This is a genomic window from Lactiplantibacillus sp. B652, assembly GCF_023806745.1.
GTDB classification, from domain to species: domain Bacteria; phylum Bacillota; class Bacilli; order Lactobacillales; family Lactobacillaceae; genus Lactiplantibacillus; species Lactiplantibacillus pentosus.
This window is the reverse complement of sequence record NZ_JAMSKY010000009.1, coordinates 124,498-137,727: the sequence shown is the minus strand read 5'-3', so window position 1 is coordinate 137,727 and position 13,230 is coordinate 124,498. Positions and strand designations below refer to the sequence as shown.

Below are 13,230 nucleotides of genomic sequence, written 5' to 3'. Positions count from 1 at the left end.
TTAAGAGGGGACAACATTAAATGAAAATCAAAGATATATTTGCGAAACCGATTGATCGTAATATTAAGGGTGTTATTACAATCGGTGATGAACAAGATGCGAATGTTAAGCAAGAGCTGGAAGAATACGTTGTAACTCACGAGTTACAGAAGCATTTTCATGATTTTTTTAAAGCCTATACTGCAAGTATTAATCATAATACTTCAGAGATGGGCGTTTGGATTTCAGGGTTCTTTGGATCAGGGAAATCTCATTTCTTGAAAATTTTGTCCTATTTATTAGAGAACCGGAACGTCGCTGGCAAGCCTGCAATTGATTATTTTTTAAATGAAAACAAAATTGGCAATCAGGAAACTGTTGATGCAATTCAATTAGCAACTTCAGTACATAATGAAACAATATTGTTTAACATTGACTCAAAAGCGAAGAATGGCAGCAAGTCACAAAAAGATGCGATCCTAAACGTTTTTTGGCAGGTTTTTAATGAAAAAATTGGCTTGATTGGTGTTGATTTTTGGATTGCCGATATGGAACGCAACTTGATTCGTGATGGTAAATATGAAGCTTTCCAAGCAAAATTTCAAGAATTAGACGACAAAGGCAGAACATGGTTAGAAGCGAGAAATGGCTTTGCCTTCTTTAAAAACACCATCAAGGAAGCCCTTGTGGCCGTTGATGAAATGTCCGAGGAAAACGCTGAAGGGTTCATTGAACAGCTTAAGACAGAATACCCACTTAGCGTTGAGGATTTTGCACAAAGGGTTAATGAATATATTGAGCAACAAACTGATCCAGATTATCACTTAGTATTTTTGGTGGATGAAATTGGCCAATATATTGGTGATAGCCAACAGCGGATGTTGAATTTACAGAGTGTGGTAGAAGACCTTGGAACCTATACCCACGGCAAAGCATGGGTCATCGTAACCAGTCAGCAGGCCATTGACCAAGTTACTGATCACATTAATGGACAAGACTTTTCAAAAATTCAAGGACGCTTTAATACGCGAATTGCAATGTCATCAGCGAACGTGGATGAGGTTATTAACAAGCGGCTGTTGGTGAAGACAATTGACAGTGAGCAAGCTTTGAAAGAAATTTACGCAAGTGATCAGCATGCGATTAATAATTTGATGACGTTTGAATCAGATATTACTCGTGATCATTACCAGAGTGCGGAGAATTTTGCGGATGTTTATCCATTTGTTCCTTATCAATATAATTTATTGCAGGATACATTGACCGCAATCCGTGAAAACGGCTCAGATGGCAAGCATTTGGCAAATGGTGAACGTTCAATGTTGGCGGTCTTCCAAGAATCAGCACAACGGATTGAAAATGAAGATGTGCACGCTTTAGTGCCATTCAGTATTTTCTTCCAAGGGTTGGATCAATTCTTAGATCATACCCATATGATTGTTATTCAGCGTGCCATCAAAAATGAACGTGTAAATCCAGACGGTGTTGAGCATCCATTTGCCGTGCAGGTATTAGAGACTTTGTTCATGGTCAAGTATGTGGATAATTTTAATGCGACCTTAAATAACGTCGTAACGCTGATGATTGATTCAATTGATACAGACCGGGTCGAGTTAGAGAAGCGTGTCAAAGAAGCACTGGCTGATTTGATTAGTCAAAACTTTATTGAAGAGACTACTAAGGGCTTTGAATTCTTAACGAATGCTGAACAAGAGATTAGTCGGTCAATCTCGAAACAAGATGTTGAGACTAGCGAGATTTCTCGCGAAATTGGTAGTTACTTGTTTGGCACTGATAAAATCGAACGTAAATTCACATATCCTAAGCTAAATAAGCAGTACACGTTTAGCTTCAATGAGTTTGTTGACGACCAGCCGATGGGGTTGACCAATAACATGTTAAGTCTCAAATTAAATACGCCAGAGAGTGGCAATAACCGCGATGAAAACGAATTGAGACGGATTGCATTATCACCTGATGAGCCACAAATCATTATTGATATGCCTCGAAATAATGATTATAGTCGTAATATTTCCCAAGCGTTAAAAATCCAAAAGTTTGTTATGGGGGCTAATGGCGCTGCTACTGATGCTCGTTCTAAAACTATTATTGACGTCAAACGAGCAGAGCGTCAAAGCTTAATTGAAAAGGCGCATACTGATTTAGAGGAAGCACTAGAGAGTGCTGACATTTATGTTGGTGGCGATCTACTGGAAGCTGGAAGCAAGAGTTTTGAACGACGTTTGAATTCAGCACAGGAATATTTGGTTGATGAAATTTATCGGTACCTGAGTTATATTACGGCAATTAAGTCCGAGAAGGATGTCATCAGTTTATTTAACCAAGAACTAATTGCACCGGATGAGAACAAACAGGCGGTAGAGGCAATCATGAGTCGTATTGTGCAGGATGCCAATAACGGTTCGAACAGTAAGGTCACCTACAAATCTATTTTTGATCGTTTTGGAGTTGCACCGTATGGTTACCGTGACATTGATATCAAATGGTTGGTCGCAAAGCTATTTGCTGATAATCGCATTAAGGTATACGTGAATGGTGCTCAGATTAATATGGATAGTACCACCAAACCAGCTGAAACGGCAAATTACTTCTTGAAGAAGCAGTATATTGACAAAATGCAGATTGTCCCGCGGGTAGCGGTATCTGAAGATAAGCGACGGGCGCTCAAGAGTGTGGCTAAAGAAGTCTTTAAACGTCAGATCTTTGACGATGATGAAGATGATACTTTGGTCAGCAACTTACGTACAAGCATGTTGAAAGAACGTGCTGCATTAGAGGGGTTCTTACGTCATTCTACGCGTTATCCAGGACGAAATGTGCTTGAAAATGGGACGGAACTCATTGATAGCTTAAATAGTCGGACGGATACTGATCAGTTCTATGATAAGTTATTTGAGTTGCAAGATGATTTCTTGGACTGGTCAGATGATATGTACGAGTACGGATTGGTTGATTTTTACAATAATCCTGCGCAAGAAAAAATCTGGGATGATGCACTTTCAAAGATTGATATTTTTGAAAAATCGAGTTCATTCATCAGTAGTGCTGAAGTTGGTAAGATTTACGACGAGATTAAGAAACGCGTGGACGCGAACAAGGCCAATCGATTGCATGAGTTGAATGAACTCAATGAGGAATTCAATAATGCGTACAGTGTTGAATTTGATAAGAATGAAAAGGATATTGAAGCTAATGTGAATATTGAATGGCAGGCGACTTTGGATTATGCGAGTGAGAATAATCTAACAAGTCAGTTTGAAGATTTAATTAACCAGTCATTCGAACAATTCATTCAAGAAGCTAAATCAGCGCGTAATTTGGATGAATTAGTCGTTATTAAGTCCAAGGCAGCCGTGAAGAAAGATAATCTCAAAACTTGTATCGATCGAGAAATCGCTGAAACTGAGAAAAAACAAGCTGCATTAGAACGTGAAAACCAACGAGCTAAAACGAATCCAACCACTAATACAAGTGATGGTAGCAGTACAAGTAGTGTTGTGAAGCCTGACATTGAGCCATCAGAGCCTGAAGCTCCTCAGTATAGGACAAAGCACGTTAGTCTTAAGAATTTGCCAGTGAACCGCTCATGGCAAGTTTCTAGTGCCGAAGATGTTGATCAACAATTGGCACAATTACGTAAAGTCTTGGTTGCTCAGTTGGATGATGTGGATGAGCTAAAAGTTGATCTTTAGAATCAAGTTGAAAGGAATAATAAATGGATAAAACAGCCATTAAAAAGTTTGCGATTGAGTCACGACAGAAATTGATTGCGGCTATCAAATTGCAAATGAATGTGTTAGGAATTGATGAGGAGGGGATTTCTGAGAAGCTGGAAACTTCCACCTCTGAAATTGAATATTACGTTGATGACCGTAATCCAATTACGGGGTCAAACATTGTTAAGCGTCAAAGGCTAGTTGCTGAGCTGAAGGAACGTGAGAAATCGACCGATTTTGAAACAGCTTTCGAGGATTTAGTTGAAGAAGTTGCGTACACTTGGTTTAACCGACTAATTGCAATTCGCTTTATGGAAGTTAATGGATACTTACCGAGTCATATTCGTGTGTTATCGAGTTCAGCTAATCGGAACGAGCCGGATATCATGATGCAAAGCGTAGCTGATTTGGTACCATATCTGGGTGCATTTAACAATGAAGAAGAACAAATCATGGATCGCGCTTCAGAAAGTGAAGCTACGGGCGATATGGATAACAAGTATCGGATGCTTTTTATCAAGCAGGTGAACGCATTAAACGAAAACCTGCCATATTTATTCGAAAAAACTAACGATTATGCCGAATTATTGTTCACTCCAAACTATCATGATGGCGTAATTCAGCACTTAATTCATGATATTAGTGAAGCTGATTTTGACGTTAATCAGGGTGGCCAGGTCGAGATTATTGGGTGGTTGTATCAGTATTACAATACGGAACCGAAAGATGTGGCAATCAGTCAGCCAAAGTCCCATAAATTTCGTAATATTGAAATTGCATCGGCCACACAAATTTTTACGCCTGACTGGATTGTTAAATATATGGTCCAAAATTCCCTCGGTAAATTATGGATTCAACATTTGCTGCTACGCAATGATAGTTTGACAGAGAAGCAACTAGCTGAACAATTTCAATGGCAATATTATATGGAGGACGGACCACAGTCTGAAGAAGGTCATAATCAAGTACTAGAATCAGAGAAGTCACTTAAGAATTTGCGTGTGCAAGATATTAAGTTTATCGATCCGGCTATGGGGTCAGGCCATATTCTGGTCTATGCATTTGAAGTGCTGATGGATATTTATCTTTCAGAAGGATTTTCTAAACGCGAAGCTGCAGAACAGATTATGAATAACAATGTGCATGGACTCGATATTGATACGCGGGCTTTCCAGTTGTCTTATTTTGCAGTTATGATGAAGGCAAGACAATATAACCGAAGAATTTTGAGTACTGAGCATTCTCTAAATGTACTCTGCATTCCAGACACACAAGATTTGAACTTAGAGAACTTTGATCCTCTGTTTGAAAGGCTGACTGAAGGATCATCGGCTATGCTAAAGAAATTGATTGTGGATTTTCAACATGGAGATGAGTTTGGTTCATTGATAACCGAAGAACGCATTGATTTCTCTGCCCTTACCTCCGAGCTGGATCAATTGAATCAGAATCAACTATCTTTCGTATTGATTCCATTAATCGAGAAGGCTAATGCAATTATTGAAGTTGCAAAGGTATTGTCACAGTCCTATCACGTAGTTATCGCTAATCCACCATATATGGGGTCCTCTCGTATGTCGTCAGTATTAGCCAAGTTCGCTAAAAAGGAATATCCGAACTCAAAGTCCGATTTGTTTTCGATGTTCATTGAGCGCTGGAATAATGCAATTTTGCCTGGTGGTTATAATTGCATGGTCACCATGCAATCATGGATGTTCCTATCTAGCTTTGAAAAGATGCGCAAAAACATTTTAGCTAAATATACAATTTCAAATTTGATGCATATGGAAAATAACGTGATGGGAATTGCATTTGGAACAGCAGTAACAATTTTTCGAAATGCAGCAATGCCTGACTTTAAAGGAACTTACCATCAAATTAAAACTGCTGATGTTGCGAAGCAAGCACCCGTCTCGCTACCAATTCCGGGTAATCGATTTAATCGAACTAATCAAGCGAACTTTGGGAAGATTCCGGGGAGTCCGATTGCTTATTGGGTCAAAAAATCAACTTATCAGTCCTATGAGCAAAATCCTACTTTGATGGATGTATACCATCCGGAAGTTGGAATGACTACAAGTAATAACAAGTTATTCGTGCGAAAATGGTTTGAAGTTAGCATGACAGAATGTAATATGTTTGATGGAAAAGAGAACAAATGGTTTCCGTATGCAAAAGGCGGCGGCTACAGAAAATGGTTTGGTTTAGAAAACGAAATTGTAAATTGGGCTCATAATGGACAGTCTATAAAAAACTATCGTAAGTATGGTGCCCAAAAAACAGCTGCTGTCAGAAACGAGAATGACTACTTCAAAATAGGTATAACTTGGTCTGCAGTAACTTCTGGGCGTTTTTCTGCACGATTACTACCAGCAAATCATATTTTTGACTCAGGAGGAAGCTCAATTTTTCCGAGTTCAGAAGATCGCATCATGATTTTAGGAATAATGAATTCAATAATTATGGATGAGAATTTGTTGATTAAAAATCCAACGTTAAATTTTCAACCTTCAGATATAGGTTCACTGCCAGTAATTTCACAAAAAGACGGGAGGGCAGAAAACGTAGTCAAGCAAAATATTAACATAGCAAGAATTGATTGGGATACGTTTGAAAATTCATGGAACTTCGAATTGCACCCACTCTTATTGCACATCGCTGACGATAAACAAAAAAAGATTGATGGGCGATTAGAAAATGCTTTTGCTGTATGGAAAGATGAAGCGCAGGAACGCTTTGAGAAGTTAAAGGCAAACGAAGAGGAACTCAACCGCATCTTCATTGACTTGTACGGCCTTAATGACGAGTTGACGCCGGAAGTTGCGGATAAGGATGTTTCTGTACGTCGAGCAGATGAAGAGCGTGACATTAAATCATTGTTGTCGTACTTTGTTGGATTAGTGTTTGGTAGATATTCGTTAGATGTTCCCGGACTAGCATACGCTGGAGGAGATTGGTCTAACGACAAGTATCAGAGCTTTGTGCCAAACAAGGATAATTTGTTGCTACTGAATGATGATCGATATTTTGATGATGAACGTGATATCATGAATCGATTTAAGTCGTTCTTAGCAATTACCTTTGGAGATAAGCATATTCAGGAAAACATGGACTATATTGCTCGTATTATTGGGAAAAAAGTGGATAATTCTGAGCAAGCTATTCGTAAGCATTTTGTGGATGACTTTTTCAAGGATCATAAGAAGGGGTATCAAAATCGTCCAATCTATTGGGAATTTAGTAGTGGCGAACAAGCTGGCTTTAAGGCATTGATGTATCTGCACCGTTACGATGAGGGCGAGCTGGCCATGATACGTACCGACTACTTGTATCCGTTACAAAGTAGATACGAAGAATATATCGAGCGTCTGGAACAGTGGGTGCAAGATGAGAGTGTTGCGAAGACAAAGAAACAGCTAGAAAAGAATTTAAAGCACGTGACGCAGCAATTGAAGGAGCTAAAGCAGTATGATTCAATTCTCCGACACGTCGCTGATGAACGTATTAAACTTGATTTAGATGATGGTGTGTTAGTCAACTACGATAAGTTACAGGACGAAAGCAGAATTTTAACTAAATTATAGGTACAGTAAAAGGAGTCCTCCTTCTTCTTGGGGGACTCCTTTTTGTGCCAAAAAAGTGCCAATTAATTTAGTGTGTCATTCAGGATGGAAATAATCTTATTCTTATCTTGTGACTCTAATTCTTTAATGATGTGTAAGTAAGTTGACTGCGTTGTCGTAATATTACTGTGACCTAAACGTCGTGAAACGGAAAGTACACTGACACCACGGTATAAAAGAATCGAGGCGTGAGTATGACGTAATCCATGAAAAGTAATTCGTGGGATAGAAAGAGCCTGTAATTTGGCAGTTAGGGCATTATTGATTTCAGCACTGACTAAAACGTGATTGTTGGTATCCATCAAAATAGGTCGGTCATTTTCAGCATTATGATGTGAAAGATAATGGCTTAGGCGATGGATTGTTGTTTGATCGATGGCTACTTTGCGATTGGATGTTGCAGTTTTAGTCTTCATGAACCCAGTCTTGTATTTGTAATCCCAGGTTTTATTAACGTTAATAATCCCTCTATTTAAGTCCAAATCATGGATTGTCAGTCCAACTATTTCTCCATAGCGCATACCCGTTACCGCTGCTAGATAGATAGTCATCTCATCAATGCGATCGGTGTCTAGATGAGTAATCAACTTTGCCCAATCTTGATAGTTTAATGTTTTCACAACTTTTGGCAGTGCACGGCCCGTGATAACTGCTTTACGAGTTGGATCAGAGGCAATAATATGCTCGTCCATTGCCTCTAGGATACATGCGCGTAATTGTTTATGCAAACAGGATACAGTTCGACGAGCATGTGTCTTGGCGAATTCATTGAGCTTTTCTTGGTAAGTTAATTTAGTTAACTCTTTAAGCTTGAGACTTCCAAATAACTTACGAGCATGTTTGGCAGTGTTTTGATATTTATTGTAAGTGATAGGTGACACGGCATTTTTCTTATACGTTTTAATCCAACGTTCGTAATAACTAACAAAGGTTTCGCTGCCGGCCTTTGCAGTTTTTAGATTAGGATGATCAGATTGAATCTTACTAGCAGCGAGAATTGCATCCGATTTCCTTGTGAAACCGGACTTCCGCAGCTTTTTGTATTTTCCATCTGCATCTTTGTATGAAATTTCGTATTGCCAAACGTTGCCTCGTTTTTGATAACTAACCATTATTTTACCCCCCAAAGTTGAAATATTGGCACATTTTTGGCACATTGATTGGTCAATACCATTGCATAATACCATATTGATAGGTTATCGTCAGCGATGTGCAATAAGAGTGGGTGCATATCAAAGCTTCGAGCTACTTCAAAACATTTTTCATCAATCTTTGATAATTTAACGTTGTCTTCTACAAATGGTTCAACCACAGTCTTCTTTACATCAATCACTGGGACATCCTTCATATCTGCCACTTGAAAGTTTAATGTTGGATTTAATATTTTCACAACAGCTGGCATTACTTTCGAATTAACTAGCCCAAGCATAAAATATAACTTTTTGCTCATGAACATCATGGGACCAGCGTCTCCAAACAAACTCCCTTGTCTTGATAAACGAAAAGAAATATCAGATGACGTAATACGCCCCCAAGTAATTCCGGACTGAAAATAGTATTTGGAGTCTCGGAGTCGATAATTGGATCCAGAGTTTTTTATGTCTTCGGCATTGTTTCCAAGATCAATAACAGTTGTATTATTTCCAAACCATTTGTTAAATCCTCCACCGCTATTAAGGGGAAACCATTTGAACCCTGACATCTGCGAGACACTGGTTGCATCGAATAATATGTCTGTATTGTTAACTTCGTACCATTCTTTAGTAAAATTCGATTTTACCATTATTCCAGATTTGACGGCCCCATATTCACGTATGAGTGGATATTTGAATGCTGTTAACATTTTTGAAGACGCCCAATAAGAGATTTTACATCCTGGAATGTATTCAAATTTCGCTTGATTAGTTCGATAAAGATAATCCGAGTATTGATCACGAACTGCAGCCAGATACGCCTTTTCTTTTTTGCTTTGCGAATTAAAATTAATTAGCCGTTCATACGTCCCTACGTAATCATTAAGCCTTTGCTTTTTCAACACAAAGGTCGTTGACTGAACAACTTCACCGCCAATTTCTTCAAAGGCTCGGGTACCTAGATGCGCCATGTTCACTAATGTATCTTGCGTTAACGTCTGACGAAGCTTTTCAAAACGTGATAGAAACATCCAAGCATGTTGCGTAATCATGGCATAGTAACCATTTTCACTTACAAACATCCGCAAACGTTGCATAAAAGCACCAAATAAATCGGCTTTTCCAGCTGGGAAGTGCTTCTTTACATATTTTCCAAGAACATCATTCATTTTTCCTGATCCCATATACGGCGGATTCATGACACCAATGGTATATTTGCGACATAAGAGTTTGGAAATCTCAATAATTTCCTTCAACTTAGTCTTTTTATTCTCCATCTCAATGGTATCAAAGGATAGTTGCTGTTCTTTGAAATCAATCTCAGTAATTGACTCTAGAGCTTGCCAATCTATCGAATCAGAAAAGTGAATGAGTGAGCCGTAACTGTTACCATCATGAAAAGCATCTAGCAGACATGCGATATTGCTACGCTGTGTATCTGAAGTAACGAGTTCTTCAAAGTCACTTGCCGATAAATCACTGTATTCAGGAATATCGAAAACATTCGGACGCGTATTCAAAGTCAAAAATCGTCGGTTATACTCACGGGCTTTCATACATAAAGCAAAGTATGCCAGTTGAAATGCGCGAGTATCAATATCAAAACCATAGAGATTGTACTGAATAATATCCTTAGCAGCGTCTCTTCTTGAGTATCCTTCTGATTCATACAATTGCACGAAGACATCAAACGCATAAACTAACACATGTCCAGATCCCATCGCTGGATCAATCAAGCTGATGTCTTTCAGCTTAACCTTTGTAAGGTCAGGTTGAGCGGCTGCTATTTCTACCAATACTTTTTCGCTTTGCTGTGCTTCCGGCATATAATAATGCCACTGGTAATTTCCAGCAATCTCTGATTCTGAGCGCTGATCACCTTTAGCGTGAAGAACATCAATCCAATAGCGTCCCAAAGAATTTTCAACCATGTATTTAACAATCCAGTCAGGTGTAAACAATTGGGTCACTGCTGGAATGTCACTTTCAGAATACTTTCTTTTTTTGAATGCTAAGTCTTTCGGTTCCGTATTGTAATACTGATACAACCACCCAATAATCTCGACCTGGCCACCCTGATTAACGTCAAAATCAGCTTCACTAATATCATGAATTAAGTGCTGAATTACGCCATCATGATAGTTTGGAGTGAACGATTATTAGATTTATTATAATGTGAGTTTTGGTAGTGAATACGGTATGATAAGAGTGGTGAATTTTTTGAAATGAGGAGTAATTATGGCTGACGTAAATATTGATCAAGTTGTGATGACGTTAAAAAACAAGTTTAAGACGGGCCATCAATTTATTTTTTGGTATGACGATCAGGGTGAATTCGCGGATAGTGTCGATGACTTAATCGGTGCGCTAGTCGGTGTTGCCACTGTTATTGAATTGAAAATGGGGTATCAACTGAAGACGAAATTGCGACTACTGGAGGCGGGGAAGAGTGAGAAGTTCTTAATTTATTCACCGCAACCTCAGCCACCATTGGAAGAGAATCATTTACGTGATATGGTCTTGTATTCTGAGCTGTTCAGAGCGGATGCGCCAGAAATTCTTCGTAAAGAATTACAGCTGCCAGAAAATATGTATTCCTTTGTAAAGGCACATGCGGCATTCTTTGGGAGTAAGGAACGGCGAGCACGATTCATGAAGTATGATGTCCATAGCTATCAAGCGGAACCGACGATGGCTATTATGGCGGCAATTGTTCGACTCGACCAACCACTGGTAGATTTTTTTGCTGTTTTAAGATTAATTCTTAAGGGCGGCATTGTAGATAACAAATATTTAAATGACTTTGAAAAATATCACGTGTTAGAAGATTTTTGGCGAATTGTTAATGACCGCTTTGGTTTTCAGGCAGCAGAGCCGGGTTTATTGACACTGGCATCTGGACTCTATGTCACCATGGCATTTGAGCAAATGGGACTGATAACTCCAGCGGATAATCGATATAATTTAAGCGCCAGAGCGGCAAATGTACAAACTTTTATGCAACAATTTAGCGCTGAAGCTTATGGTGAACGTCGTGATGATTATAATCAGATCGCCGAACTGGTGTGGGACAACATTCGTGCTAATAAATTCTTTGACCAACTTGATATCGATGATCTTGCAAATAGTGATGTCTTTCCTGAATTTGACAAGAAGATTTTAAGTTGGATTCAGGACCAGTTATTACTCAGGAACGATGGGGTCATGGTTAATGGGCTGAATATTGGTAAATTAACCAAAAAACGTCGTGAAATGCATTATGGCCGTTCACGTAACATTAACCATCTTTATCTGATGATCAGAAGTGCTTGGCAGGTGATTCGGGCTCGTGATAATCGACCGGCAAATGGGTTCAATGCCATGGTTGACGAGTACACGAATGGTGGCTTTTACGTGGATATGGACTATCGCTACTTCATTTATGAATACCACATGGCGGGCTATCCAGATTACTATATGCGCTTAAAACGATTAGTCGAACAAACTTATGTGGATTTGTTATCCAAATTCAACACGAGCTGGAATCAGACTTTCGACTATCACCAAGTTGCGCCACAACTGTTGCAACGAAATTTCTATAATCAGTACGTGCGTAACCAACAAAACCGAATTGTCGTGATTATTTCCGACTCATTTCGGTATGAAATTGGCAAGGAACTGCAGAGTCGACTGCAACGAGAAGATCAAGTCACTAATATGCAGATGCATTTCTTAATTAGTGGCTTGCCTTCTGTCACCTACATGGGCATGCCCGCCTTATTGCCGCACAAGCAACTAGACTTACAGTATGATAGTCGCTCAGTGATGGTAGATGGGCAACCGGCTAAAAATATGACCCAACGACAGGAAATTCTGCAACATGCTAACCCAAAGAGTATCGCGTATCGATATAAAGAACTTCAAGGAAAGACGCGAGACGAGATTCGGGCTATGTTTGCCAATCAAGAAGTTGTGTACATTTATCATAATCAGATTGATACGACGGCGGAAAACAAGGGGACTGAAGATGAGACGACTAAGGCCGCTGAAACGGCAATTACGGAATTGCAAGAATTAATCTGGCGCTTACGGACAAACAATATTACCCACGTTTATGTTACGGCTGATCATGGGTTCCAGTATCGTGATGAAAAGATTGATGATATTGATAAAATTGAAGTTGAAACGGTCGCTGAGGATTGGAAGTCGCCACGATATTTAGTATCTGAACGTGATATCAAAGATCCTGGTATTGCTCGGCAGTCAATAGCGAATGCTTTGGACAATCAGGATTCACGTTATGTTTATTATCCAACAACGGCCAATGTTTTTAAGGCTAATGGTAGTGATAAATATGCACATGGTGGATCATCACTGGCCGAAATGCTGGTGCCACTACTGGATGTTCATACGACGAGTAAGAAGTCTACTGCCCATGAGGCCACGCTTCAAATTAATAATTCCAATCTCCAAATTAATTCGTTAGATGTTCCACTGAGTGTCATGCAGACTGAACCAATCAGTTCGAAGGTAACACCGGCTGCATTCAAACTGTACTTCGTTGATGAAAATAATCATCAAATTTCTGGTCAAATTGTGATTAATGCCAATAGTAAGGACTCCCGGGTAGAGAATCGAATCCAACGAGTCAATATTACCTTGGTAGATCAACAGTATGATCGTAATCAGGTTTATGATTTAGTGATTGAAAATATTGATAGCGGTGCTCAAAGTCGTGTCCATTATCGAATTGATATTGTTGATAATCGCAGATAGCGC

Annotated in this window: 5 protein-coding genes; 3 read left to right on the top strand and 2 right to left on the bottom strand. The window is 39.2% G+C overall.

Annotated elements, in window-relative coordinates; genetic code table 11:
- Positions 1–20 precede the first annotated feature (20 nt).
- Positions 21–3,692, top strand: a complete 3,672-nt coding sequence (brxC, locus tag MZO40_RS11860; RefSeq protein ID WP_105961058.1) for a BREX system P-loop protein BrxC — start codon at positions 21–23, stop codon at positions 3,690–3,692.
- Positions 3,693–3,715: 23 nt separating this feature from the next.
- The gene (pglX, locus tag MZO40_RS11855; protein ID WP_252133300.1) at positions 3,716–7,300 is read left to right on the top strand and encodes a BREX-1 system adenine-specific DNA-methyltransferase PglX; all 3,585 of its coding nucleotides are present in this window, start codon (positions 3,716–3,718) and stop codon (positions 7,298–7,300) included.
- A 62-nt stretch (positions 7,301–7,362) separates the two neighbouring features.
- Here pglX (MZO40_RS11855) and MZO40_RS11850 read toward each other — a convergent pair whose 3' ends face one another.
- Entirely contained in the window at positions 7,363–8,451 is a 1,089-nt protein-coding gene (locus MZO40_RS11850) for a tyrosine-type recombinase/integrase (RefSeq protein WP_105961191.1), read from the bottom strand.
- Positions 8,451–10,598: a BREX-1 system adenine-specific DNA-methyltransferase PglX gene (gene pglX / locus MZO40_RS11845; RefSeq protein WP_303635068.1), complete on the bottom strand. Its 2,148-nt coding sequence runs from the start codon at positions 10,596–10,598 to the stop codon at positions 8,451–8,453. The genes MZO40_RS11850 and pglX (MZO40_RS11845) overlap by 1 nt, the downstream gene beginning before the upstream one ends.
- 112 nt (positions 10,599–10,710) lie before the next feature.
- Between pglX (MZO40_RS11845) and pglZ the strand changes: the two genes are divergently transcribed.
- On the top strand, positions 10,711–13,227 hold the full coding sequence (gene pglZ / locus MZO40_RS11840; RefSeq protein ID WP_252133299.1) for a BREX-1 system phosphatase PglZ type A: 2,517 nt from the start codon (positions 10,711–10,713) through the stop codon (positions 13,225–13,227).
- The last annotated feature ends 3 nt before the right edge of the window (positions 13,228–13,230 follow it).